The organism is Streptomyces sp. SBT349 (genome assembly GCF_001083795.1).
In the GTDB taxonomy this organism is placed as follows: Bacteria; Actinomycetota; Actinomycetes; order Streptomycetales; family Streptomycetaceae; genus Streptomyces.
This window is the reverse complement of the sequence record NZ_LAVK01000041.1, coordinates 1-24003: the sequence shown is the minus strand read 5'-3', so window position 1 is coordinate 24003 and position 24003 is coordinate 1. Positions and strand designations below refer to the sequence as shown.

Below are 24003 nucleotides of genomic sequence, written 5' to 3'. Positions count from 1 at the left end.
CCCGCGCCCGGAGCCGCTCCGGCTACCGCGTGGGGGCCGGCGCCGTCGAGGCGCGGACGGCCAGGCTGACCGGCAGCACGGTGGTGCCGCCCGGCTCGCCGCGGAGGGCGGCGAGGAGGGCGCGCATGCCAGCCGCCCCCAACTCCTCGGCCGGGAGGTGGACGGTCGTCAGCTCGGGCTCAACGGCGGTGGCCACGGTCAGGTCGTCGAAGCCGGTGACCGAGACGTCGTCGGGCACCCGCAGCCCCCGCCGCCGGGCCGCCTTGCAGGAACCCACCGCCAGCATGTCGTCGTCGCAGACCAGGGCGGTGGCACCGCCCGGCGCGGCCAGCGCCCGGTCCGCGGCGGCCAGGCCGCCCCGCACGTCGATCGGCGCCCGCTCGGTCGCCACCAGGCGCGCGTCCGGCACCGCGGCCAGCTCCCCGGCCAGGACCCGGGCGCGGACGCCGAAGGTCCAGGAGTCGACGTCGGCGGCGATGTGCGCGAAGCGCCGGTGGCCGAGGCCCAGCAGATGGCGGGTGACCAGCCGCATTCCGGTCGCGATGTCCGGGTTGACCGTGGCCGCCGCCCCGCCGCCCGGCTCGCTGTCCAGCATCACCAGCGGGAGCCCGTTCCCGCTCAGCGCCGTCAGCGCCCCGGCCGCCATGGAGGAGGCCAGCACACCGTCGAGGGTGGCCTCCGCCGAGACGAACGGGTCGGGTGCCGCCTCGATGCCCGCGGGCGAGGAGTAGAGCACCACGCCGACGTCGTCCTCGCCGGCCACCCGCGCGGCGCCGGCGTGCATGCGGGCGAAGAACTCGTTGGTCAGCGCGGGGACCACCACCAGCGCGGTGCGGGTCCTGCCGAGGCGCAGCGAGCGGGCCGCCAGGTTCGGCCGGTACCCCAGTTCGCGCGCCGCCGCGCGGACCGCGACCGCGCGGGCGGGGGAGACACGGCCGTGCCACCGGTCGCGCAGCACCAGCGAGACCGTGGCCTGGGAGACCCCGGCGCGTTCGGCCACGTCCCGGCTCGTGGGCCTGGGCGGCATCGCGTTGGTCAAGGGCACCGCTCCCGCTTCTCGCTTTCCCGCTTCCCGCGTCTCCCGGAGTCCGGCCATCGTACGTACAATCAGCGGCGTTATACGTAAAACCTACGGAGGGTGGGGCCATGGCCACGGGATACGGGGAGCTGCTGAGGTCCCGCCATGTGCTGCGGCTTCTGACCGGGACGCTCGTGGGGAGGCTGCCGCACGGCACCGCGCCGCTGGCCATCGTGCTGTTCGCCCGTGCCGAGGGCGGGAGTTACACCCTGGCCGGGGTCCTGTCCGCGCTCTACGGGCTGGCCACCGCCGTCGGGCAGCCGCTGCTCGGCCGGCTGGTGGACGTCCACGGCCAGCCGCGGGTGATGGGACCGGCCGCCGTGGTCTCCGCGGTGGCCATGGGCCTGTTCGCCGCGGTGGGCATCGAGCCGCTCGCGCCGGCGTGCGCCCTCATACTCCTCGCCGGGGTCACCACGCCGCCCCTGGAGGGCGGCCTGCGGGCGCTGTGGGCCAGCGTGCTCGGCCGCGCCGACCGGGTGCACCGCGCCTACGCGCTGGACGCGGTGGCCCAGGAGGCCATGTTCGCGGGGGGCCCGCTCATCGTGATGCTCCTGGTCGCCGCGTGGTCCGGGGCCGCCGCGCTCCTGGTGATCAACGCGGTCGGCCTGGTGGGCGCGTTCTCCGTCCTGGTCTCGCGCCCCTCCCGCCGCTGGCGGGGCGCCGCACGCGAGGCGCACTGGCTGGGCGCACTGCGCTCGCGGGGGTTGCTCGCGCTGCTCGGCTGCTTCTTCTTCGTCGGTGCCGCCCTCGGTGCCATCTCGGTGGCGTCGGTGGCCTACGCCGACGCCCGCGGCGAGGAGCTGGTGGCCACCTACCTGCTCTCGGCGCTCGGCGGCGGTGCCCTCGTCGGTGGCCTGGTCTACGGCGCCAGGCAGTGGCCCGGCGCGCCCGAGCGGCGGCTGCGGCTGCTGACCGCCGCCCTGGCGGCCGGGTACCTGCCGCTGGCCCTGGTGCCGTCCGCGGTCCCCCTGATGACGCTGCTCGCCGGCGTCTCCGGGATCTTCCTCGCACCCGTCCTGGCGTGCGCTTTCGTCGTCATCGACCGGCACGCGCCGACGGGCACCGTCACCGAGGCGTTCTCCTGGCTGGTGACCACCTTCGGGGTCGGCGCCGCCCTCGGCACGGCCGTCGTCGGGCCCGTGATCGAGTGGGGCGAGGACGCGGCGGGGTTCGCCGTGGCGGGCGTCGGGGGTGTTCTCGCGCTCGCCGTGCTGCTCGCCACGCGGAGTGTTCTCGCAGCTCCCGGCGGTCCGCCAGGGCCCGGCGCCGGATCGCAAAATGATCGAAACGCCGTCCTCGAACCCGGTTTCAGAAGCGGGCATCGGGCGTAATGTTCACTCATGGACCGCCGAATCTTCGGGCTGGAGAATGAGTACGGCGTCACTTGTACGTTCCGTGGCCAGCGCAGGCTGTCTCCGGACGAAGTGGCGCGGTACCTCTTCCGCCGAGTCGTGTCATGGGGCCGCAGCAGCAATGTGTTCCTGCGGAACGGCGCCCGGTTGTATCTGGACGTCGGTTCGCACCCCGAATACGCCACCCCCGAGTGTGACAACGTCACCGAGCTCATCACGCACGACAAGGCCGGAGAGCGCATTCTCGAAGGACTTCTCGTCGACGCCGAGCGGCGGCTGCACGAAGAGGGGATCGCCGGTGACGTCTACCTCTTCAAGAACAACACCGACTCCGCCGGGAACTCGTACGGCTGCCACGAGAACTATCTGGTCGCCCGGCACGGGGAGTTCTCCCGCCTGGCCGACGTGCTCATCCCGTTCCTCGTCACCCGACAACTGATCTGCGGCGCGGGCAAGGTCCTCCAGACGCCCCGCGGCGCCGTCTTCTGCGTCAGCCAGCGCGCGGAGCACATCTGGGAGGGGGTCAGCTCCGCGACCACCCGCTCCCGGCCCATCATCAACACCAGGGACGAGCCGCACGCCGACGCCGAGCGCTACCGCAGGCTCCATGTGATCGTCGGCGACTCGAACATGTCGGAGACGACCATGCTGCTCAAGGTCGGCGCCACCGACCTCGTGCTGCGGATGATCGAGGCCGGCACCGTGATGCGCGACCTGACCCTGGAGAACCCGATCCGGGCCATCCGCGAGGTCAGCCATGACATCTCCGGCCAGCGCAAGGTGCGGCTCGCCACCGGGCGCGAGGCGTCGGCGCTGGAGATCCAGCAGGAGTACTTCGAGAAGGCCCTGGACTTCTGCGAGCGGCGCGGCATGCGCAGCGGGCTGACCGAGCAGGTCCTCGAGCTGTGGGGCCGGGCCCTGGAGTCCATCAAGAACGAGGAGCTCGACAAGATCAACACCGAGATCGACTGGGTGATGAAGTACCAGCTGATCGAGCGGTACCGCGCCAAGCACAACCTCACGATGTCGCACCCGCGGGTCGCGCAGATAGACCTCGCGTACCACGACATCCACCGCCGCCGCGGCCTCTACTACCTGCTGGAGCGCAGGGGGCAGGCCCAGCGGATCTGCAACGATCTGAAGATCTTCCAGGGCAAGTCGGTCCCCCCGCAGACCACCAGGGCCCGGCTGCGCGGCGACTTCATCCGTCGCGCCCAGGAGCAGCGGCGCGACTTCACGGTGGACTGGGTTCACCTCAAGCTCAACGACCAGGCGCAGCGGACGGTGCTGTGCAAGGACCCCTTCCGGTCGGTGGACGAGCGCGTGGAGAAGCTGATCGCCGGGATGTGACCGGTGCGGCCGGTGGCGCGCTCACCGGACGTGGGCACCGAGGCCGTAGGGTGGGGCGGGACCAGCGGGGTCCCGCCCCCGGCCGTGCCTACCCCGAGTTGGACAGATGATCCCCATCACACGAGCGCGCCGCGTCCTCGCGGTGCTGGCCGTTCCCGCCCTGCTTGTGACCGCCGCCTGCGGCTCCGAGGATTCGGGTTCCGAATCCACGGAAGAGCCCGCCGGCCCGGTGGCCACGGTCGAGGGGGAGTCCGGTCAGCCGCCGGAGATCACGGTGGAGAAGGGCGCCGAGGTCGGCTCCGAGTCCGTCGTCGAGGTTCTCTCCGAGGGGGACGGCGCCGAGGTCAAGGACGGGGACTTCCTCCGGGTGGACGTGGTCGGCAGGATCATGGACGCCGACATGGAGCTGCTCAACACCTGGAACAGCACCGCGCAGGGGACCGAGGAGGAGGCCGAGGAGGACGCGGACGCCCCCAGGACCCAGTTCGTCGTGCAGGTCGGCGCCGCCTCGGCCATGCCGGAGGCCGCCACCGCGCCGCTCGTGGGGGCCAAGGTCGGCAGCCGGGTCCAGGTCGAGGGACGGGTGGAGGAGATGCTCGGCCCGGCCGCCGAGCAGGCGGGCGTCGCCGCCGACGACGGCGTCGTCTGGGTCTTCGACATCGCCGGTGCGTCGAGCACCGATCCGATGGCCCAGGTCGAGGGCGAGCAGGCCGCGGTCGAGGAGGGACTGCCCGAGGTGGAGGCCCCCGCCGCGGAGGCGGCCACCGTCACCATCCCCGAGGGCGAGGACCCGCCCGCGGAGCTTCAGGAGCAGGTGCTCATCGAGGGCGACGGGCCCGAGGTGACCGCCGGCCAGGGGCTCATCGCCCAGTACACCGGCATCGTGTGGGAGAGCGGGGAGAAGTTCGACTCCTCGTGGGACCGCCAGGCGGCCTCCGGGTTCCAGATCGGCACCGGCTCGGTGGTCGAGGGCTGGGACCAGGGGCTGGTCGGCAAGAACGTCGGCGACCGGGTGCTGCTGGTGATCCCGCCGGAGCTGGGCTACGGCGACCAGGAGGCCGGCAACGGCACGATCCCGGCCAACTCGACCCTGGTCTTCGTGGTCGACATCGTCGGCGTGGTCTGATCCCGGCGTCTTCCGCCCGGCACCCGCACGCCGTGTGAACCGTCACTGTCTGAGGAGTGTTTTTCCGTGAGCATCGACAAGCCCGAGGTCGACTTCCCCGGTGGCCCGCCGCCCGCCGACCTGGAGGTCAAGGAGATCTGGGAGGGCGACGGGCCCGTCGCCGAGGCCGGGGCGCAGGTCTCCGTGCATTACGTGGGGGTCGCGTTCAGCACCGGTGAGGAGTTCGACGCCAGCTGGAACCGCGGCACCCCGCTGAGCTTCCAGCTCGGTGCCGGGCAGGTCATTCCCGGCTGGGACCGCGGTGTGCAGGGCATGCGCGTCGGCGGCCGGAGGCAGCTGACGATCCCGCCGCACCTGGCCTACGGGGACGCGGGCGCGGGCGGCGGCCGGATCAAGCCGGGCGAGACCCTGATCTTCGTCTGCGACCTGGTCTCTGCCTGATCGGCACAAGCGGTACGGTGGGCCCATCCCTGTGGGGTGGGCCCGCTGCGTTGAGGAGAGAGGGCGACGCGTCGATGGCGATTGCCAAGGCCGAGCGGCTGATGAATCTTGCCCTGTGCCTCCTCGGATCCGGACGGCCGCTGAGCAAGCGGGAGCTGCGCACCTCCATCGAGGCGTACATCGAGGTCACGTCCGACGACGCGTTCAACCGGATGTTCGAGCGCGACAAGGACGACCTGCGCGAGCTCGGCATGGTCATCGAGACCGTGGAGAGCGTCGACGGCGACATCGGCTATGTCGCCCGCCGCGACCGGAACCAGCTGCCTCCCCTCACCCTGGACGCCGAGGAGGCCGCGGCGCTGGTGCTGGTGGCCCGGGTCTGGCAGCAGGCCAGGCTCGCCGGGGCCGCCAGCGGCGCGGTGCAGAAGCTGCGGGCCGCGGGGATGCCGCTGGCCGAGGAGGAGCGCGAGGCGTACAGCGCGCTCGAACCGCGGGTGCCGGCGGGCGAGGCGGCGTTCGAGCCCCTGATGATCGCCTGCCGGGACCGGCGGCCGGTCACCTTCGGGTACCGGAAGTCCAACGCCGCCCGCCCGGAGAACCGGCAGGTCGAGCCCTGGGCCCTGGAGTGCTGGCGGGGCCACTGGTACCTGGCCGGTTTCGACCGGGACCGGGGCGCGGTGCGGGTCTTCCGGCTCTCCCGGATCGTCGGGCGCGTCAAGTCGCGCCTGGGCATGTTCACCGCCGAGGTGCCGGGGCAGGTCGCCGTCCGGGAGAGCGTCGCGCGGTGGGCGGGGGAGCACGCCACGGGGCAGGCCCGGATCCGGCTGCGCGCGGGGTCCGGCTACCCGCTGCGGGCCCGGGCCACCGGCGCCATCGCGAGGGACGCGGACTGGGACGAGCTGGAGATCCCCTACGGCCACGGCCTGGGGGCGTGGCTGGCCGAGTTCGGCCCCGACGTGGTCGTGCTGGAGCCGGCCGAGCTGCGGGCGGACGTGCTGGACCGGCTGCGCGCCGTCGCCAAGGGCTGAGGGGAACCGACCGCGGGCCGACCGGGGTCGCACGAGGGCGTGAGGAGAGAGGCAGACATGGCGACCACCGCCATCGACCGGACCCGGCGGATGCTGTCCCTGGTGACCTATCTGCGGGAACGGCCAGGGGCGCGGGTGGACGAGGTGGCGCGGGCGTTCGGCATCTCGGAGGACGAGCTGATCTCCGACCTGAACGTGCTGCCCATGTGCGGCACCAGCTTCCGCGGCGGCGACCTGCTGGACATCGACACGGACGGCGAGCACATCTGGTGGCACAACGCGGAGGCCGTCGGCTCCGGCGCCGGGCAGCCGCTGCGGCTCGCCGCCGCCGAGGCCACCGCGCTGCTGGTCGCCGCCCGCGCCGTGGCCACGCTGCCCGGCCTGCGGGACAGCGACCGGGACGCGCTGCTGCGGGCCACGGCCAAGCTGGAGACGGCGGCGGGCGAGAGCGCGGGCGCCAGCTCGCGGCTCTCGGTCACCTTCGAGTCCGAGGGCGGGGTCTTCGCCGATGTGGACCGGGCGATCTCCGAGCGGCGCAGGCTGCGCATCCGCTACTACTCGCCGGGCCGCGACGAGCTGACCGACCGGGAGATCGACCCCATCCGGCTCTTCGCCGTCGGCCACACCTATGTGGAGGCGTGGTGCCGGCGGTCGGAGGCGCGCCGGACGTTCCGCCTGGACCGGGTGGCCAGGATCGAGCTGCTCGACGTTCCGGCGGATCCGCCGCCGGTGGAGCCGCGGGACCTGAGCGAGGGGCTGGTGCAGCCCGCGCCCACCGACCCCGAGGTGGTGATCGAGGTGGGTCCCGGCGGGCGCTGGGTCGCCGAGTACTACCCGCACGACGCGGCCGAGGAGCTGCCCGACGGCGGGTTGCGCGTGACGTTGCGCACGCCGGATCCCGCGACGCTGCGCCGGCTCGCGCTGCGGCTCGGGGGCGACGGGCGGATCGTCTCGCCTCCCGAGCTCGCGGACAGCGCGCGGGAGGCGGCCCGGGCGGCGCTCGAGCTCTACGACGAGGTGGGCTGAGCGTGTTCTGGCCGATGGCGCAGGTGGTTCTGGCGTTCTGCGGGGTGGCCGTCCTCGGCGTGCTCGCGGTCCGCGTGGGGGTCGAGGTGCGACGGTTCTCCCGCGCCGTGGGGGACAGCGCCGAACGGATCAGCCGGGCCGCGGACGAGCTGGAGCGCTCGGCCGGGCCGCTCGCGGCGCGCGGTGGCGGCGTACGCCGGGGGCACGGCCCCCATGACGGGGAACAATAGGCGGACGCGCAGGCATTGCTTTGCGTTCACCCTTGCGCGTTAAGATTGCTGCTCGTGAGCCGGTCGGGATTCTCCTTCCGGCGCAGCACTCAGGATTCCCGGATGAGAGAGTAGACGGACGATATGGGCTCGATCTCACCTTGGCACCTTCTGGTCGTCTTCCTCGTCGTCGTGATCGTCTTCGGCTCGAAGCGGCTCCCCGACACCGCGCGCTCGCTCGGCAAGTCGATGCGCATTCTCAAGAGCGAGACCGCCGCCCTGAAGAAGGACGGGAAGGCCGACTCGGAGACCGCGGAGCCCAGTGACACCACCACGGCGCCCCGGACGATCCAGGCCGCTCCCGGGGACACCGAGAGCTCCCGGCCCGTTGAGGAGCCCAAGAGGACGACGCAGGGCTGACGCACCACCGGTGTCAGGAATGAGGTCGGGCGGCCGGACGTGTTCCGGCCGCCCCTTGAGATGAGGACGTGGGGTGCCGAAGGCCACGCGTAAGAGAGAGAAGGACCCCGAGGGGCGTATGCCCCTCACCGAGCATCTGCGCGAGCTGCGCAACCGGCTCGGGATCTCGGTGGCCGTGGTCCTCGTGATCACCATCGTGGCGCTGTTCTTCGCCAAGGACATCATGGACGTCCTCACGGAGCCGCTTCCCCGGTGTGAGGAGGTGAACGACACCGAGCGCGCCGCGCAGCGCTGTGCGGAGCTCACCCAGCAGGGGCTCACCTCGCCGTTCGCCACGTACTTCCGCGTGTCCCTGCTGGTCGGCCTGATCGCGGCCTCCCCGGTCTGGCTCTACCAGGCGTGGGCCTTCATCGCGCCGGGGCTGCACCGCACGGAGAAGAAGTACGCCCGCGCCGTGGTCGGCGTCGGGGTGCCGCTCTTCCTGACCGGCGTCTACTTCGCCTACTGGCTGCTGCCCCGGGCGATTCCCGTGCTGCTGAGCTTCAGCGCCGACGACGTGCAGAACCTGGTGACCGTCGAGGAGCTGCTGGACATCACCATCCGGATGGCCCTCGCGTTCGGGCTCTCCTTCGAGCTGCCGCTCCTGCTCGTCCTGCTGAACTTCGGCGGCGTCGTCTCCGGCAAGCGGATGCTCAGCTGGTGGCGGTGGATGGTGGTCGGGATCGCGATCTTCGCGGCGGCGATCACCCCGACCGACCTGATGTCCATGATCGCCCTCCAGGTGCCGGTCACCGGGCTTTACTTCATCGCCTGCGGCATCGCCCTGTTCAACGACAGGCGCAGGCAGCGCAAGGACGCCGACAGCGAGCTGGACGACGACGAGGCATCCGACCTCGACCTGACGCCGTCGAGCATCGAGCCGGTGGAGTCGGTCTCCGCCGGCCGCGACGACGGCGGCTCCCCCCGGGTCAACGGATACGACGACGCGACGTGACGCGGTAGGAGCAGCGGGGGGCTGTGAGCGGTGACATCACGCTGCTGATCAACCCGGCGGCCGGGAAGGGGACCGCCGCGCGCGCGGGTCTGCGCGCGGCCCGGGTGCTCAGGGACGCCGGGTTCCTGGTGCGCTCCGTCGTCGGCCTCGACGCGCCCGACGCGGCCCGCAGGGCCCGTGCGGCGGTGGCTCAGGGCACCGGCGCCCTGGTCGCGGTCGGCGGGGACGGCGTGGTGTCGGTGGCGCTGGGCGCCGTCGCCGACACGGCCACGCCGCTGGGCATCGTGGCGGCCGGCACCGGCAACGACACCGCCCGCGCGTGCGGGCTGCCGCTCGGCGACCCGGCCGCGGCGGGGGCGGTGATAGCCCGGACGCTGAAGGCGGGCGAGATCCGCCGCGTCGACCTGGGGCGGGTGGGGGAGACCTGGTTCGGCGGGGTGCTCGCCGCGGGCTTCGACTCGCGGGTCACCGACCGGGGGAACCGGATGCGCTGGCCCCGTGGCGGGCTGCGCTACGACCTCGCGGTGATGGCCGAGCTGGCCGGGCTGCGCGCCGTTCCGTGCCGGATCCGGCTGGACGGCGGGGAGTGGCGGGAGATCGCCGTCACCCTGGTCGCCGTCGGGAACGGGCCCAGCTACGGCGGCGGGCTGCGGATGTGCCCCGGGGCCCGCACGGACGACGGCCTGTTCGACGTCACCGTGGTCGGCGAGGTCAGCAGGACCACGCTGCTGCGCGTCTACCCCCGGGTGTACCGGGGCACCCACCTCGCCCATCCGGCGGTGTCCGCGCACCGGGCCGCCCGTGTGGAGCTCGACGCCCCGGGCGTCACCGGGTACGCGGACGGCGAACCCCTGGGCCCGTTGCCGCTGACGGCCACCTGCGTGCCGGGCGCCCTGCGGCTGCTGGCGCCCCCCGCTCCGGGGGTCCCGGGGGCGTAGAAGTCCCCGGGTCGGCCGGGGGCGGGGCCGGTAGGCTCGTAGACACAATGACCGACCACATGTCCCCTGCGCAGCGATACGCCGCCGCCAAGCGGCGCGCCGCCGACCAGGCCACCGCGCTCGCCCCGTTCCGTGAGCTGTACGACTTCGGTCTTGACGCGTTCCAGATCGAGGCGTGCCAGGCCCTCGAGGCGGGCAAGGGCGTGCTGGTCGCGGCCCCCACCGGCTCGGGCAAGACCATCGTGGGCGAGTTCGCCGTCCATCTGGCCCTGGCCCAGGGCCGCAAGTGCTTCTACACGACGCCGATCAAGGCGCTGTCGAACCAGAAGTACGCCGATCTGGTCAAGCGGTACGGCGCCGACCGGGTCGGGCTGCTCACCGGCGACAACAGCATCAACTCCGAGGCGCCCGTGGTCGTGATGACCACCGAGGTCCTGCGGAACATGCTCTACGCCGGCTCCTCCTCGCTCACCGGCCTGGGATACGTGGTGATGGACGAGGTGCACTACCTCTCCGACCGCTTCCGGGGCGCGGTGTGGGAGGAGGTCATCATCCACCTGCCGGAGTCGGTGACGCTGGTGTCCCTCTCGGCGACCGTCTCCAACGCCGAGGAGTTCGGGGACTGGCTGGACACGGTCCGCGGGGACACCCAGGTCATCGTCTCCGAGCACCGCCCGGTGCCGCTGTGGCAGCACGTGCTGGCGGGGCGGCGGCTGTACGACCTGTTCGAGGAGTCGAGCGAGAAGCGCGAGGTCAACCCGGACCTGCTGCGGATGGCCCGCATGGAGAACTCCCGCCCCTGGTCGGGGCGCGAGCGGTACCGCAACGGCAAGGACCGGAGGCGTGCCGCGGACCGGGAGCGCGAGAAGCGGCAGCGCGCGCGGGTGTACCCGCCGAGCCGGGTCGAGGTCATCGACCGCCTGGACGCCGAGGGGCTGCTGCCGGCGATCACGTTCATCTTCTCCCGGGCCGGCTGCGAGGCCGCCGTCCAGCAGTGCCTCCAGGCGGGGCTGCGGCTGAACGACGCGGTGGCGCGCGCCCAGGTGCGGGAGATCGTGGAGCGCCGGGCCTCCGCCATCCCGGACGAGGACCTGCACGTCCTGGGGTACTTCGAATGGCTGGAGGGGCTGGAGCGGGGCATCGCGGCGCACCACGCCGGGATGCTGCCGACGTTCAAGGAGATCGTCGAGGAGCTGTTCGTCCGGGGGCTGGTCAAGGCCGTCTTCGCGACCGAGACGCTGGCGCTCGGCATCAACATGCCGGCGCGTTCCGTGGTGCTGGAGAAGCTGGTCAAGTGGAACGGCGAGCAGCACGCGGACATCACGCCGGGGGAGTACACGCAGCTCACCGGGCGGGCCGGGCGGCGCGGCATCGACGTCGAGGGCCACGCGGTGGTGCTGTGGCAGCGCGGGATGGACCCGGCGGCGCTCGCGGGGCTCGCGGGGGCGCGCACCTATCCGCTGCGCTCGTCGTTCAAGCCGTCGTACAACATGGCGGTCAACCTGGTGGCGCAGTTCGGGCGGCACCGGTCGCGGGAGCTGCTGGAGACGTCGTTCGCCCAGTTCCAGGCGGACCGCTCCGTGGTCGGCATCTCGCGGCAGGTCCAGCGGAACGAGTCGGGGCTCGCCGGGTACCGCGAGGCGATGACCTGCCACCTGGGGGACTTCACCGAGTACTCCCGGCTGCGTCAGGACCTGAAGGACCGCGAGACGGAGCTGGCGCGGCAGGGCGTCGCCCAGCGGCGGGCGGCGGCGCACACCTCCCTGGAGGAGCTGCGGCCGGGCGATGTCATCCACGTGCCGACCGGGAAGTTCGCCGGTCTGGCGCTGGTGCTCGACCCGGGCGTGCCCGCGGGGCGCAGCGCGGGCCACCGCGGTCCCGACCCGTTCGAGGGGCCGCGTCCGCTGGTGCTCACGGAGCAGCGGCAGGTCAAGCGGCTGGCGTCGATCGACTTCCCCGTGCCGGTCGAGCCGCTGGACCGGATGCGGATCCCCAAGTCGTTCAACCCGCGCAGCCCCCAGTCCCGGCGGGACCTGGCGTCGGCGCTGCGCGCCAAGGCGGGGCACGTGGTGCCGCGGCGGCATCGCAAGGAGCGGTCGGCCGCGGCCGACGACCCCGAGATCGCGCGGCTGCGGGCCGCGATCCGCGCCCACCCGTGCCACGGCTGCGACGAGCGGGAGGACCACGCGCGCTGGGCCGAGCGCTACCACCGGCTGGCGCGGGACACGCGGCAGCTGGAGCGGCGGATCGAGGGCAGGACGAACACCATCGCGCGCACCTTCGACCAGGTCGCCGCGCTGCTGACCGAGCTGGACTACCTGCGGGGCGACCAGGTGACCGAGGACGGCCAGCGGCTGGCCCGGCTCTACGGCGAGCTCGACCTGCTGGCCAGCGAGTGCCTGCGGGACGGCGTGTGGGAGGGGCTCGGCCCCGCCGAGCTGGCGGCCTGCGCCTCGGCGCTGGTCTACGAGGCCAGGTCGGCGGACGACGCCCCGGCGCCCGAGCTGCCGGGCGGCAAGGCGCGCCAGGCGCTGGCCGACATGGTGCGGATCTGGGGGCGGCTGGACGCGCTGGAGGACCAGCACCGCATCAGCCAGGCGACGGGGGTGGGCCAGCGCGAGCCGGACCTCGGCTTCGCGTGGCCCGCCTACCGGTGGGCGCGCGGGCACGGCCTGGACGAGGTGCTGCGCGACGCGGACATGCCCGCCGGGGACTTCGTGCGCTGGTGCAAGCAGGTCATCGACGTGCTGGGCCAGATCGCCGCCGCGGCGCCCCAGGGCGGAACGGTGCGGGGGCACGCCCGCAAGGCGGTGGACGCGATGCTGCGCGGGGTGGTGGCCTACAGCTCGGTCGGCTGACCGGGCCTGGGCCGGCCGTCCGCGGTCAGCCCTCCGCGGTCAGTGGTCAGTGGTCGGCAGCCGGCAGCCGGCAGCCGGCAGCCGGCAGCCGGCCGCCGGCGGTCAGCGGTCCAGCGCGGCAAGCAGGCGGGTCAGGGAACCACCCAGGCCCCAGCGGGCGCGCAGCGCGTCCAGGGCGGCGGGGTCCCTGGGCGTGGTGGGCAGCGCCGGGTCGTGCTCGGGCAGGTCGAGCCCGGTGGCGACCCGGACGACCCGGGGGGCCACGGCCAGATAGGGCTTCGCCTCGGTGAGCCGCTTGCGCTGGGCGGGGGTGAGCGCCCGGTCCTGGGTGTCGAGGGCGGCGAGGATGCCGCCCAGGTCGCCGTAGCGCTCCAGCAGCCTGGCGGCGGTCTTCTCGCCGATGCCGGGCACGCCCGGGAGGCCGTCGCTGGGGTCGCCCCGCAGCAGCGCCAGGTCGGCGTAGCCCGGCCCGTCGACGCCGTACTTCTCGCGCAGTGCCGCCTCGTCGTAGGCGGCCAGGGTGCCCATGCCCTTGACCGGATAGAGCACGCGCACGCCGCGGGCGTCGTCGATCAGCTGGAAGAGGTCGCGGTCCCCGGTGACGATGTCCACCGGGCCGGGGGCGCGGCGGGCCAGGGTGCCGATGACGTCGTCCGCCTCGTACCCGGGGGCGCCGACCCTGGCGATGCCGAGGGCGTCGAGCGCCTCCTCGATCACCGGGACCTGCGGCGAGAGGGTGTCGGGGACGGTCTCGGTGTCCGGGCCCTCGGGCGCCTCCTCGGCCACCCGGTGGGCCTTGTAGGTGGGGATGAGCTCGACGCGCCAGGCCGGGCGCCAGTCCGCGTCCATGCACGCCACCAGGTCGTCCGGCCGGTGGTCGGTGACGAGCCGCGCGATGAAGTCCAGCAGGCCGCGCACGGCGTTCACCGGCGTGCCGTCCGGGGCGCGCACCGAGTCGGGGACGCCGAAGTAGGCCCGGAAGTAGAGCGAGGCGGTGTCGAGCAGCATCAGTCGTCTGGTCACACCCCGGATCATGCCGCACCGCACTGACAGGGATCGGGGGCCAGGTGGGCCAGATAATCGTTTGGTAAGCTAAATATTGACGCTTTCTTGACGCTCCTTTGACCGTCCTGCCTTGACCGAGCCATCCGAACGCCAAGGAGTGCGCCGTTGGGACACGCCGACACGTTGCTCGCCATGGGCGGGGCCTTCGTGGCCGCCGCCTTCCTCGCCCGCCTCGGCGGCCGCATAGGTCTGCCGACGATTCCGCTGTTCATCCTCGCCGGGATCCTCCTCGGCCCGAACACCCCCGGCTACGTGCTGCTGGAGGACCCGCACGACCTGGAGATGCTCTCCGCCCTCGGCCTGGTGCTGCTGCTGTTCTACCTGGGCCTCGAATTCCACATGGACGACCTGAGGACCGGCGGCAGGAAGATGGCCGTCGCGGGGTCCGCGTACCTGCTGCTCAACGTGGGGGCGGGGCTCGGCTTCGGCTTCGCGCTGGGCTGGGGCACCTCCGAGGCGCTGGTGCTCGCCGGCGTGCTCGGGATCTCCTCGTCCGCGATCGTCACCAAGATCCTGGTCGACCTCGGCCGCATCGGGAACAAGGAGACCAGGCCGATCCTCGGCATCATCGTGGTCGAGGACATCTTCCTCGCCCTCTACCTGGCCGCGCTCCAGCCGATCATCTCGGGCGCGGACGGCCTTGGCGCGGCGCTGTGGGACATCGGGAAGGCCTTCGCCTTCCTGCTGCTGCTCGCCGTGGCCGCCCGCTGGGGGACCGGCCTCATCGGCCGGCTGTTCGCCATCAAGGACAACGAGCTGCTCGTCATCTCCTTCCTCGGCGCCGCGGTGCTGGTGGCGGGGGTGGCGGAGAAGTTCGGGGTCGCGGATGCCATCGGGGCGTTCATGGTCGGCCTGATCCTCGGGAACACGGGCGCGGGCGACCGCATCAGGGATCTGGTCCACCCGCTGCGCGACGCGTTCGCCGCCATCTTCTTCTTCAACTTCGGCCTGTCCATCGCCCCGGGCGACCTGCCGACCGTCATCGGGCCGGTGCTGATCGCGATCGCCGTCACGGTGACGATGAACCTGGTGGCCGGGCTGGTCACCGCCCGCGTCTACGGGTTCGGCCCGCAGCCGACGGCGAACGTCGCCACCACGCTGCTGGCGCGCGGCGAGTTCGCGCTGATCCTGGCGACCATGGCGGCGGCGGCCGGTCTCGACGGGCGGCTGTCCCCGTTCATCGCGGGCTATGTGCTGATCCTGGCCGTGGTCGCGCCGCTGGTCGCCGGCCGGTCGCACTGGCTGGCCCGGTGGCTGCCGGGTGGGAGGGCCGACGCCGAGCGGACCGAGGGGTCCGCGGAGCTGGTCGAGGCGGGGCGGTGACGGTGGCCGCGCGCCGGGTGGTCTCGCTGGTGCCTTCGCTGACCGAGGCGGTGGCCGCCTCGGACCCCGGGCTGCTGGTCGGTGCCACCGACTGGTGCAGCCACCCGCCCGGGCTCGCGGTGGCCCGGGTGGGCGGCACCAAGAACCCGGACGTGCCGGCCGTCGTGGCCCTGCGGCCCGACCTGGTGCTGGCCAACGAGGAGGAGAACCGCGCGCCCGACCTGGACGCGCTGCGGGCGGCGGGCGTCCCGGTGCTGGTCACCGAGGTGCGGTCGCTGCCCGCGGCGTTCGCCGAGCTGACGCGGGTGCTGGTGGACGGGTGCGGGCTCGCGCGGCCCGCGTGGCTGGCCGAGGCGGAGGCCGCCTGGCGCGTGGTGCGGCCCCGACGCCCCGGGGTGACCGCGGTGATCCCCGTCTGGCGGCGGCCGTGGATGGTCCTGGGCCGTGACACCTTCGCGGGCGACGTGCTGGCCGCGCTCGGCGTGCGCAACGCGTACGCCGGGCACGCGGAGCGGTATCCGCGCGTGGACATCGGGGAGTTGACGGCCCCGGGCCGCGCCGACCTGGTGGTGCTGCCCGACGAGCCGTACGCGTTCGGCCCGGACGACGGCCCCGAGGCGTTCCCCGGCCTGCCCGTCGCCCTGGTCGGCGGGCGCCACCTCACCTGGTACGGCCCGTCCCTCGCCGAGGCGCCCGCGGCGCTCGCCGCCGCGCTGGAGCCGGCCGGGCTCAGGCGCTCGCGGCCGTGATCAGGGCGCGCATCAGCCGGGGGTCCATGGCCGCCTCCGGGTGCCACTGGACCGCCAGGGCGTAGCCGTCCGCGGCGGGGCGTTCGACGGCCTCGACCGTGCCGTCCTCGGCGAACGCCGAGGCCCTCAGGGCGGGGGCCAGGGCGTCGACCGCCTGGTGGTGGTAGGTGGGGACCGGGACCGGCTCGGGCAGGGCCCGCGCCAGCAGGGTGCCGGGGACCGGGGTCACCTTGTGCTCGGCGAAGACCCCGGGTGGGCCCGCGTGTCCCTCGATGTGCTGGTGGAGGGTGCCGCCGAGGACCACGTTCAGCAGCTGCATCCCCCGGCAGACCCCGAGCAGCGGCAGCCGGGCGTCGAGTGCCGCCTCGATCAGCGCCGTCTCCCACGCGTCGCGCTCCGGCGCGGGCGGCCCGGTGCGCGGGTCGCGGTGTGCGCCGTAGCGCGCCGGTTCGACGTCGGGGCCCCCGGCGATCACCAGCCCGTCCAGCCGCGTGACCAGCGTCCGCGCCGCCCCGGGCGTCTCGTCCGGCGGAAGGAGCACCGCGACCCCGCCCGTCCGCTGCACCTGCCGGTGGTAGCCGGCGGGCAGCAGCGCCGCGGACTGGTCCCACACCCCCCAGCGCGCGGACGCCTCCAGGTAGGTGCTGATGCCGATCAACGGGCCGGCCACGGGCGTTCTCCCCTCAGTCCCGGGTCAGTCCCGGGTCAGTCCCCGGTCAGTCCCGGGTCAGTTCGGCCTCCGCCGCGGCCAGCGCGGCGAACTCCTCCTCGGGCGCCGCCGCGACCAGGCGGTGCCTGCTGTAGAAGGCGAAGTACCCCGCCGCCACCGCGTACACGCCCAGCGCGATGAACGCCGCGTCCCGGTCCACCAGGAACGTCGCCACCAGCGCGGACAGGGCGAGCACGAACGCGACGCCCGAGGTCACCACGCCGCCGGGGGTGCGGTAGGGGCGCGGCAGCTCCGGCTCGCGGCGGCGCAGCACGATGTGCGACAGCGTCATCAGGGCGTACGAGATGGTGGCGCCGAAGACCGCGACGTTCAGCATCCTGGCGCCGTCGCCGGTCGCGGCGGCGAGGGCGAAGCCCAGGGCGCCGAGGATGAGCAGGCCCGGGTAGGGTGCCTTGCGGCGGCTGGTCAGCGACAGGAAGCGCGGCAGGTAGCCCGCCCTGGAGAGGGCGAAGAGCTGCCGGGAGCCCGCGTAGACCAGCGAGAAGAACGAGGCCACGAGGCCCGCGAGTCCGGCGTAGTTGACGAAACGGCTCAGCGCCGTCGTCTCGCCGTCCGGCTCCAGCGCGGCCACCAGCGGGTTGCCCGCCGACTGGACGGCCGCGGAGCCGCGCGCCCCGGCGGCGGCGAGGAACGTCAGCAGCGCCAGGACCAGGAGGATGCCGATCGCCCAGGCCATCGCGCGCGGCAGGGTGCGGGCGGGCTCCCTGGTCTCCTCGGCGGCCAGCGGCACGCCCTCCACGCCGAGGAAGAACCACATGCCGAACGGGAACGCCGCCCAGATGCCCATGAGCCCGAACGGGAGCCACGAACTCGCCCCGAACGCCTCGCCGTCCACCGGGATGTCGTCCAGGCCGCCCGCGTCGAACTCGGCGAACGCGCCCACCGCGAAGACCAGCAGCGCGGCCACGGCGATGGCCGTCACCACCAGGCTGAAGCGCAGCGCCTCGCCGACGCCCCACAGGTGGATGGCGAGGAAGATCACGAAGCAGCCCAGATAGACGGGCCAGGAGGAGGTGAGGCCGAGCAGGTCGAGGGACTCGACATAGTCGCCGATGAAGATGGATATCGCGGCCGGGGCGAGCACGAACTCGATGAGGATCGCGGTGCCGGTCAGGAAGCCGCCCCAGGGGCCGAGCGCCCGCCGAGCGAAGCCGTAACCGCCGCCCGCCGTCGGGAGGATGGCCGCCAGCTCGGCCAGCGCGAAGACCATGCAGGTGTACATCAGGCCCATCAGGACCGCGGCGAGGGCGAGGCCGCCGAAGCCGCCCTCGGCGAGGCCGAAGTTCCATCCCGCGTAGTCGCCCGAGACGACATAGGCCACGCCCAGGCCGGTCAGCAGCAGGGGGCCCGCGCTTCCGGCGCGCAGCGCGCGGCGGCGGAGATAGGCCGCGTCGGTGTCGTCGGTCGTGGGCCGCTCGCTCATGGGCCGCTCCTGCCTCGCCGCAATGGTATGGCCGCATACCATTGCGGCTCGACGGGTGGGTGCGCAAGCCCCCCGACGTTACGTCGCGGTGACGGCTCCCGCCAGAGCGCGCCCCGGAGCGGGCGCGGGGTGGCGGGCGCGGGCGGGCGGCTCAGGAGAGGAAGCCGCGCAGCAGGGCGGCGGTTCCGGCGCAGTGCTCCCGCATCAGGTCGCGCGCCCCGTCCGCGTCGCCCTCGAACACCGCCTCCACCAGCGCCGTGTGCTGGGCCTGCGAGTGCTCCAGGTTCCGCACGAGCAGCGGGATGCGGTCCAGCAGGTCGTTCAGCGCCGCGCGGACCGCCGCGTACTGGGCGGCCAGCGAGGGCGACCCGGACAGCTCCGCCAGCGTCAGGTGCAGCAGCGTGTCCGCCCGCCGGTACCCCTCGGGCCGCGCCTCGCCGGTGGAGGCGAGCGCGGCGCGCAGCCGGTCCCTCCCGTCGGCGCCGAGCCCGCCGTCCGCGCAGAGCCCGGCCGCGCCCACGTCCAGGACCTCCCGCAGCCGCAGCGTGTCCTCCACGTCCACGCCCGCGATCCGCCGCCGCAGCTCCGAGGCGCCGCCGCGCCGCGCGCCGGGGCGCTCGCGCACGAACGTTCCGCCGTACCGGCCGCGCCTGCTCTCCACCAGCCCCTCGTCCGCCAGCACCTTCAGGACCTCGCGCAGCGTCATCCGGCTGACCCCGAGCCGCGCGGCCAGCTCGCGCTCCGCGGGCAGCCGCCCGCCGCCGGGCACCAGGCCGAGGCGCAGGACCTGGAGTATCTGCGCCAGCGCCTCCTCGAAGCCGTTGCCCGCGCGCACCTGCCGCAGCGCGCCCGCCAGCGGGTCGGGGAGCGGCGCGCTCCTGACCTCGTCCATGCGACCTCCTTCCCAATCAATGGTCTGCGCATATACCTTATGGCCTCCGGCTGAAGCGACAGGAGGCCGCTGACATGGCGAAGCGCACGCCCCCGCTGTCCACCGACGAGCTGCGGGTCCTCGTGGGCCGCGGCGAGATCGACACCGTCGTCCTGGCCTTCACCGACATGCAGGGCAGGCTCCAGGGCAAGCGGTTCGCCGCCCCGTTCTTCCTGGACGAGGTCCTCGACCACGGAACCGAGGGCTGCACCTACCTGCTCGCCGTGGACACCGACATGAACACCGTCGGCGGCTACGCCATGTCCTCCTGGGAGCGCGGCTACGGCGACTTCGCGATGCACGGCGACCCCGGCACGCTGCGGCGCGTTCCCTGGAACCCGGGGACCGCCATGATCACCGCCGACCTCGCCTGGCACGACGGCGCTCCCGTGACCGCCTCGCCCCGCCAGATCCTGCGCCGCCAGCTCGACCGGCTCGCCGAGCGCGGCTGGACCGCGTTCGTCGGCACCGAGCTGGAGTTCATGGTCTTCAAGGACACCTACGAGCACGCGTGGGACGCCGGCTACCGCGGCCTGACCCCGGCCAACCAGTACAACGTCGACTACTCCGTCCTCGGCACCGGCCGCGTCGAGCCGCTGCTGCGCCGCATCCGCAACGAGATGGGCGCGGCGGGCATGACCGTCGAGTCGGCCAAGGGCGAGTGCAACCTCGGGCAGCACGAGATCGCGTTCCGCTACGCCGACGCGCTCACCACCTGCGACCACCACTCCATCTACAAGACCGGCGCCAAGGAGATCGCCGCCCAGGAGGGCGTCGCCCTGACCTTCATGGCCAAGTACGACGAGCGCGAGGGCAACTCCTGCCACATCCACCTCTCGGTGCGCGACGCCGAGGGCGGCCCGGTCTTCGCGGACGCCGCCGCGCCGGACGGCATGTCGGCCACCATGCGCCACTTCCTGGCCGGACAGCTGGCCACGCTGCGCGAGTTCAGCCTGCTGTACGCGCCGAACATCAACTCCTACAAGCGTTTCCGCCCCGGCTCGTTCGCCCCCACCGCCGTCGCCTGGGGCCCCGACAACCGCACCTGCGCCCTGCGCGTCGTCGGCCACGGCCCGTCCCTGCGGTTCGAGAACCGCCTGCCCGGCGGCGACGTCAACCCGTACCTGGCCGTCGCCGGGATGATCGCCGCCGGTCTGCACGGCGTGGAGCGGGGACTGGAACTCCCCGGCGCCTGCACCGGGAACGCCTACGCGGGCGACGCCGAGAAGGTCCCGGCCACCCTGCGCGACGCCGCCGGGCTCTGGGGCGAGGGCGCCGTCGCCCGCGCCGCGTTCGGCGACGACGTGGTCGAGCACTACCGCACCATGGCCCGCGTCGAACAGGACGCCTACGACACCGCCGTGACCGACTGGGAACGTTTCCGTTCCTTCGAGCGCATGTGAGGACCACGATCGACGTGTCAGCCGCGCCATCCCCGCCGGCCGAGCCGGGGGACCCCGCCTCCCAGCAGGTGGTCAACCCGGCCACCGAGGAGGTCATCGCCACCGTCCCCCACACCACCCCCGAGGAGGTGGACGCCGCCGTGCGCGGCGCGGCGGCCGCCCAGCGGCGCTGGGCCGCGCTCGCCCCGGCCGAACGCGCCCGGCAGCTGCGCCGGTTCGCGTCCGCCGTGGACGGGGCGCGCCACGACCTGGCCGCGATCGAGGTCGCCGAGGCCGGGCACCCCGTCGCCGGGGCGACCTGGGAGGCGGAGAACGTCCGCGACCTGCTCGACTACGCCGCCGGGGGAGTGGAGCGGCTGACCGGCCGGCAGATCCCCGTCGCCGGCGGCGTGAACATCACCTTCGCCGAGCCGCTCGGCGTGGTCACGGTGATCGCCCCGTGGAACTTCCCCATGCCGGTCGCCGCCTGGGGCGTGGCCCCCGCCCTCGCCGCGGGGAACGCCGTCCTCCTCAAGCCCGCCGAGGCCACCCCCCTCACCGCCCTGCGCCTCGAGGTGCTCGCCCAGGCGTCCGGGCTCCCCGAAGGACTCTTCCAGGTCCTGCCGGGCCCCGGCCCCGTGATCGGCGAGGCCCTGGTCGACCACCCCGGCGTCGCCAAGGTGGTCTTCACCGGCTCCACGGCCGTCGGCAAGCGGATCATGGCCCGCTGCGCCGCGCACGTGAAGCGCGTGACCCTCGAACTCGGCGGCAAGAGCCCCAACATCGTCTTCGCCGATGCGGACCTGGAGCGCGCCGCGGCCGCCGCGCCCGCCTCGTTCCTGGACAACGCCGGCCAGGACTGCTGTGCCCGCAGCCGCATCCTTATCCAGCGCTCCGTCCACGACCGCTTCCTCTCCCTCCTCGAACCGGCCGTGCGCGCCGTCACCGTCGGCGACCCCGCCGACCCCGCCACGGCCATGGGCCCGCTGATCTCCGCCGCGCACCGGGAGCGTGTGCGCTCCTACGTGCCGGAGGACTCCCCGGCCGCGATCCGCGGCGCCGTCCCCGAGGGGCCCGGCTTCTGGTACCCGCCGACCGTCCTGGAGGCACACGCCACCGACCGGCGCGCCGCCGCCGAGGAGATCTTCGGGCCGGTCGCCGTCGTCACCCCCTTCGACGACGAGGAGGACGCCGTCCGGCTGGCCAACGCCACCGACTACGGCCTCGCCGGCTCCCTCTGGACCCGCGACGCCGCCCGCGCCCTGCGCGTCTCCCGCGCCGTCGCCGCCGGCAACCTCTCGGTGAACTCGCACAGCAGCGTCCGTTACTCGACGCCCTTCGGCGGCTTCAAGCAGTCCGGGCTCGGCCGCGAACTGGGCCCCGACGCGCTGGCCGCGTTCACCGAGACCAAGAACGTCTTCCTCAGCACCGACGACGGCTGACCCGCCGTCCGCCCCGCGACAAGGAGTGCCCGACGTGCCCGATGCGACTGAACCCACCGCCGTCTGCCGCCGGCTGGCCGGGCGGACCGCCGTGGTCACCGGCGCCGGCAGCGGCATCGGCCTGGCCACCTCCCGCAGGCTCGCCGCCGAGGGGGCCCGGGTGGTCTGCGCCGACGTGGACGCCGAACGCGGCGAGGCCGCCGCCGCCGAGACCGGCGGGCGCTACGTCCACGCGGACGTCACCGACGCCGACCAGGTCGAGGCGCTGTTCGCCACCGCCCACGCGGCCTACGGCTCGGTCGACATCGCGTTCAACAACGCGGGCATCTCGCCGCCCGACGACGACTCCATCCTCGCCACCGGACTCGACGCCTGGCAGCGGGTCCAGCAGACCAACCTCACCTCGGTCTACCTCTGCTGCAAGGCCGTCATCCCCTATATGCGGCGCCAGGGCAAGGGCTCCATCATCAACACGGCCTCGTTCGTGGCGGTTCTCGGCTCCGCGACCTCGCAGATCAGCTACACCGCCTCCAAGGGCGGCGTGCTCGCCATGTCCCGGGAGCTGGGCGTGCAGTTCGCCCGCGACGGCATCCGCGTCAACGCGCTGTGCCCCGGGCCGGTCAACACCCCGCTGCTGAAGGAGCTGTTCGCCAAGGATCCGGAGCGCGCCGCCCGCCGCCTGGTGCACGTGCCCGGCGGGCGTTTCGCCGAGCCGGAGGAGATCGCCGCCGCCGTCGCGTTCCTGGCCAGCGACGACGCGTCGTTCGTCAACGCCGCCGACTTCATGGTGGACGGCGGCATCTCCGGCGCGTACGTGACCCCCTTGTAGTCGGAGGGGTGGTGGCCGGAACGGCGCCGGTGTGAGAAGTTCACTGGGTGAGCGCCACGACTCCGCCCGGGTGGTATCCGGACCCGGGCCACACGGACAACGGGCCCGCGCAGGAACGCCGTTGGGACGGCACCGCCTGGACCGGCGACACCCGACCCGCGCGCGACATCACCGTCCCCGACGGCACGCCTGTGCCGCCGGAGCCCCCCGCCGACGCGGACGGCACCTCCCGGATGGTCACCCTGCCGGGGGACCGGCCCCTCACCCCGCCGCCGGGGCCCTACGGGACGCCGCCGCCCGGCGCCTACGCCCCGTACGCGCCGTACCCTCCCTACCCGCCGCCCCCGCAGGGCGGCGGGCGGCGCACGGCGCTCATCGCCGGTGCCATCGTGGTGGTCGCGGCGCTGGCCGTCGGATTCGTCGTGCTGCTCGGCGGGGACGACGAGGAACAGGCGGGAGGCCCGGAGCCTTCCCCCGGCGTCAGCGGCGAGGGCTTCCCCGACGGGCCCGAGGACGAGCCGGGTGAGCCGGGTGAGCCGGAGCCCGGCGAGAGCGACCGGGCGCCCAGCGGCCCCGCCGACGAGACACCACCCCCGGACGCCGACGGCGCCCCCGGCGGCGGCTCCGGCGGACCGACCGGGGCCAGCGCGGGCGGCGTCACCCTGCCGCTGCTCGACGGCTGGACGGAGAGCACGTTCGAGGGCGGCTTCTCCGTCACCACGGGCGAGCACCCCTGCCCCGGCGACCCCGGCGTCGGCTGCGTGCGCGGCGGGGCGTTCGTCACCAGCCTGCCGGGGCTCGGCTCGCTGCCTCCCGAGGACTACGCGCTGGCCGACATCGGGGACAACGAGAACACCTCCTACGGCCCGGACATCTACGGCGAGATCACCGGCCGCGAGGAGGTGCTCTCCGAGGCCGTCACCGTCGCGGGACAGCAGGGCCACCGCATCCGCACGCGGATCGAAACGGCGTCGGGCACCGAGGCGTTCGTGGAGTCCGTCGCCTTCCCCGCCCCGGACGGGTCGGGCGATCTGGTGACGATTCGGCTCGGGTTCGACATCGGCGGCGATGCCCCTCCGGAGGCGGACATGGACCGTATCGTGCTGGGCGCCGAGGCGGCGTCCGGCGGGGGACCCGGTACCGAGGCGTGAGGTCGCGACCGTAAAGTGACCGGAGTCGAGCTGACCAGCGGGGCGCCGGGTGGCCGGGGAGCGTGCGGATGAACACCGAGCAGGGACCGCGGCCTTCGCCGCTGCCGCCCCTGACCCCTCCGACCGCGGCGGCGCCCGCCCGACCCGGGGCCCCGCCC

Annotated in this window: 22 protein-coding genes; 17 read left to right on the top strand and 5 right to left on the bottom strand. The window is 73.8% G+C overall.

Annotated features, from left to right (window positions below; translation table 11 throughout):
- Positions 1–22: 22 nt before the first annotated feature.
- The gene (locus tag ADY01_RS07925) at positions 23–1027 is read right to left on the bottom strand and encodes a LacI family DNA-binding transcriptional regulator (RefSeq protein WP_234320131.1); all 1005 of its coding nucleotides are present in this window, start codon (positions 1025–1027) and stop codon (positions 23–25) included.
- Between the two features lie 119 nt (positions 1028–1146).
- Between ADY01_RS07925 and ADY01_RS07920 the strand changes: the two genes are divergently transcribed.
- From ADY01_RS07920 to ADY01_RS07870, 11 genes are all read left to right on the top strand, one after another.
- On the top strand, positions 1147–2409 hold the full coding sequence (locus ADY01_RS07920) for an MFS transporter (protein WP_049567977.1): 1263 nt from the start codon (positions 1147–1149) through the stop codon (positions 2407–2409).
- 9 nt (positions 2410–2418) lie between these two features.
- Entirely contained in the window at positions 2419–3780 is a 1362-nt protein-coding gene (gene pafA, locus ADY01_RS07915) for a Pup--protein ligase (protein WP_049567974.1), read from the top strand.
- Between the two features lie 106 nt (positions 3781–3886).
- Positions 3887–4906: an FKBP-type peptidyl-prolyl cis-trans isomerase gene (locus ADY01_RS07910; protein ID WP_049567971.1), complete on the top strand. Its 1020-nt coding sequence runs from the start codon at positions 3887–3889 to the stop codon at positions 4904–4906.
- A 66-nt stretch (positions 4907–4972) separates the two neighbouring features.
- Positions 4973–5347 (top strand): FKBP-type peptidyl-prolyl cis-trans isomerase, encoded by a 375-nt coding sequence (locus ADY01_RS07905; RefSeq protein ID WP_049567968.1) that lies wholly within the window; start codon positions 4973–4975, stop codon positions 5345–5347.
- 74 nt (positions 5348–5421) lie between these two features.
- Positions 5422–6375 (top strand): helix-turn-helix transcriptional regulator, encoded by a 954-nt coding sequence (locus ADY01_RS07900; RefSeq protein ID WP_049567965.1) that lies wholly within the window; start codon positions 5422–5424, stop codon positions 6373–6375.
- A 57-nt stretch (positions 6376–6432) separates the two neighbouring features.
- On the top strand, positions 6433–7401 hold the full coding sequence (locus ADY01_RS07895) for a helix-turn-helix transcriptional regulator (protein ID WP_049567962.1): 969 nt from the start codon (positions 6433–6435) through the stop codon (positions 7399–7401).
- 2 nt (positions 7402–7403) lie between these two features.
- Positions 7404–7631: a hypothetical protein gene (locus tag ADY01_RS07890; RefSeq protein ID WP_049567959.1), complete on the top strand. Its 228-nt coding sequence runs from the start codon at positions 7404–7406 to the stop codon at positions 7629–7631.
- A 123-nt stretch (positions 7632–7754) separates the two neighbouring features.
- A complete protein-coding gene (gene tatA / locus ADY01_RS07885) occupies positions 7755–8030 on the top strand; it encodes a Sec-independent protein translocase subunit TatA (RefSeq protein ID WP_049567957.1) in 276 nt (91 codons plus the stop codon).
- A gap of 73 nt (positions 8031–8103) precedes the next feature.
- Positions 8104–9024 carry a twin-arginine translocase subunit TatC gene (gene tatC, locus ADY01_RS07880; RefSeq protein ID WP_078900093.1) on the top strand — a complete coding sequence of 307 codons (921 nt, stop codon included), beginning with the start codon at positions 8104–8106 and terminating at the stop codon, positions 9022–9024.
- Positions 9025–9047: 23 nt separating this feature from the next.
- Entirely contained in the window at positions 9048–9962 is a 915-nt protein-coding gene (locus tag ADY01_RS07875) for a diacylglycerol kinase (RefSeq protein WP_049567951.1), read from the top strand.
- A 47-nt stretch (positions 9963–10009) separates the two neighbouring features.
- Entirely contained in the window at positions 10010–12820 is a 2811-nt protein-coding gene (locus ADY01_RS07870; protein WP_049567948.1) for a DEAD/DEAH box helicase, read from the top strand.
- A 102-nt stretch (positions 12821–12922) separates the two neighbouring features.
- On the opposite strand, the gene ADY01_RS07865 is transcribed toward ADY01_RS07870, so the two are convergent.
- Complete coding sequence (locus tag ADY01_RS07865) at positions 12923–13855, bottom strand: 5'-3' exonuclease (RefSeq protein ID WP_078900092.1); 933 nt, start codon at positions 13853–13855, stop codon at positions 12923–12925.
- Between the two features lie 162 nt (positions 13856–14017).
- On the opposite strand from ADY01_RS07865, the gene ADY01_RS07860 reads away from it, so the two are divergent.
- Together ADY01_RS07860 and ADY01_RS07855 are read left to right on the top strand one after the other, a co-directional pair.
- Positions 14018–15208: a cation:proton antiporter gene (locus tag ADY01_RS07860; protein ID WP_049568008.1), complete on the top strand. Its 1191-nt coding sequence runs from the start codon at positions 14018–14020 to the stop codon at positions 15206–15208.
- Between the two features lie 2 nt (positions 15209–15210).
- Positions 15211–15957: a helical backbone metal receptor gene (locus ADY01_RS07855; protein WP_420715614.1), complete on the top strand. Its 747-nt coding sequence runs from the start codon at positions 15211–15213 to the stop codon at positions 15955–15957.
- Here ADY01_RS07855 and ADY01_RS07850 read toward each other — a convergent pair.
- The 3 genes from ADY01_RS07850 to ADY01_RS07840 all read right to left on the bottom strand — a co-directional run bounded on the left by ADY01_RS07850 (position 15938) and on the right by ADY01_RS07840 (position 19002).
- On the bottom strand, positions 15938–16627 hold the full coding sequence (locus tag ADY01_RS07850) for a gamma-glutamyl-gamma-aminobutyrate hydrolase family protein (RefSeq protein ID WP_049567939.1): 690 nt from the start codon (positions 16625–16627) through the stop codon (positions 15938–15940). The two genes, ADY01_RS07855 and ADY01_RS07850, sit on opposite strands and share 20 nt — an antisense overlap.
- 46 nt (positions 16628–16673) lie before the next feature.
- A complete protein-coding gene (gene eat, locus ADY01_RS07845) occupies positions 16674–18110 on the bottom strand; it encodes an ethanolamine permease (protein WP_049567936.1) in 1437 nt (478 codons plus the stop codon).
- A 151-nt stretch (positions 18111–18261) separates the two neighbouring features.
- On the bottom strand, positions 18262–19002 hold the full coding sequence (locus tag ADY01_RS07840) for a FadR/GntR family transcriptional regulator (protein ID WP_049567932.1): 741 nt from the start codon (positions 19000–19002) through the stop codon (positions 18262–18264).
- A gap of 74 nt (positions 19003–19076) precedes the next feature.
- Between ADY01_RS07840 and ADY01_RS07835 the strand changes: the two genes are divergently transcribed.
- The 4 genes from ADY01_RS07835 to ADY01_RS07820 are packed head-to-tail and all read left to right on the top strand — an operon-like array spanning position 19077 to position 23845.
- On the top strand, positions 19077–20444 hold the full coding sequence (locus tag ADY01_RS07835; RefSeq protein WP_049567930.1) for a glutamine synthetase family protein: 1368 nt from the start codon (positions 19077–19079) through the stop codon (positions 20442–20444).
- A 14-nt stretch (positions 20445–20458) separates the two neighbouring features.
- Positions 20459–21865: an aldehyde dehydrogenase family protein gene (locus ADY01_RS07830; RefSeq protein WP_049568005.1), complete on the top strand. Its 1407-nt coding sequence runs from the start codon at positions 20459–20461 to the stop codon at positions 21863–21865.
- 34 nt (positions 21866–21899) lie between these two features.
- Positions 21900–22694 carry a 3-oxoacyl-ACP reductase gene (locus ADY01_RS07825; protein ID WP_049567927.1) on the top strand — a complete coding sequence of 265 codons (795 nt, stop codon included), beginning with the start codon at positions 21900–21902 and terminating at the stop codon, positions 22692–22694.
- Positions 22695–22741: 47 nt separating this feature from the next.
- Positions 22742–23845: a DUF2510 domain-containing protein gene (locus ADY01_RS07820; protein ID WP_049567925.1), complete on the top strand. Its 1104-nt coding sequence runs from the start codon at positions 22742–22744 to the stop codon at positions 23843–23845.
- The last annotated feature ends 158 nt before the right edge of the window (positions 23846–24003 follow it).

Bases quoted from the DNA above. Each gene is read 5' to 3' on its own strand.
- ADY01_RS07870 (WP_049567948.1), top strand. From the start codon at position 10,010: ATGACCGACCACATGTCCCCTGCGCAGCGATACGCCGCCGCCAAGCGG.
- pafA (WP_049567974.1), top strand. From the start codon at position 2,419: ATGGACCGCCGAATCTTCGGGCTGGAGAATGAGTACGGCGTCACTTGT.
- ADY01_RS07925 (WP_234320131.1), bottom strand. From the start codon at position 1,027: ATGCCGCCCAGGCCCACGAGCCGGGACGTGGCCGAACGCGCCGGGGTC.
- ADY01_RS07835 (WP_049567930.1), top strand. From the start codon at position 19,077: ATGGCGAAGCGCACGCCCCCGCTGTCCACCGACGAGCTGCGGGTCCTC.
- eat (WP_049567936.1), bottom strand. From the start codon at position 18,110: ATGAGCGAGCGGCCCACGACCGACGACACCGACGCGGCCTATCTCCGC.
- tatA (WP_049567957.1), top strand. From the start codon at position 7,755: ATGGGCTCGATCTCACCTTGGCACCTTCTGGTCGTCTTCCTCGTCGTC.
- ADY01_RS07860 (WP_049568008.1), top strand. From the start codon at position 14,018: ATGGGCGGGGCCTTCGTGGCCGCCGCCTTCCTCGCCCGCCTCGGCGGC.
- ADY01_RS07900 (WP_049567965.1), top strand. From the start codon at position 5,422: ATGGCGATTGCCAAGGCCGAGCGGCTGATGAATCTTGCCCTGTGCCTC.
- ADY01_RS07840 (WP_049567932.1), bottom strand. From the start codon at position 19,002: ATGGACGAGGTCAGGAGCGCGCCGCTCCCCGACCCGCTGGCGGGCGCG.
- ADY01_RS07895 (WP_049567962.1), top strand. From the start codon at position 6,433: ATGGCGACCACCGCCATCGACCGGACCCGGCGGATGCTGTCCCTGGTG.
- ADY01_RS07910 (WP_049567971.1), top strand. From the start codon at position 3,887: ATGATCCCCATCACACGAGCGCGCCGCGTCCTCGCGGTGCTGGCCGTT.
- ADY01_RS07865 (WP_078900092.1), bottom strand. From the start codon at position 13,855: ATGATCCGGGGTGTGACCAGACGACTGATGCTGCTCGACACCGCCTCG.
- ADY01_RS07920 (WP_049567977.1), top strand. From the start codon at position 1,147: ATGGCCACGGGATACGGGGAGCTGCTGAGGTCCCGCCATGTGCTGCGG.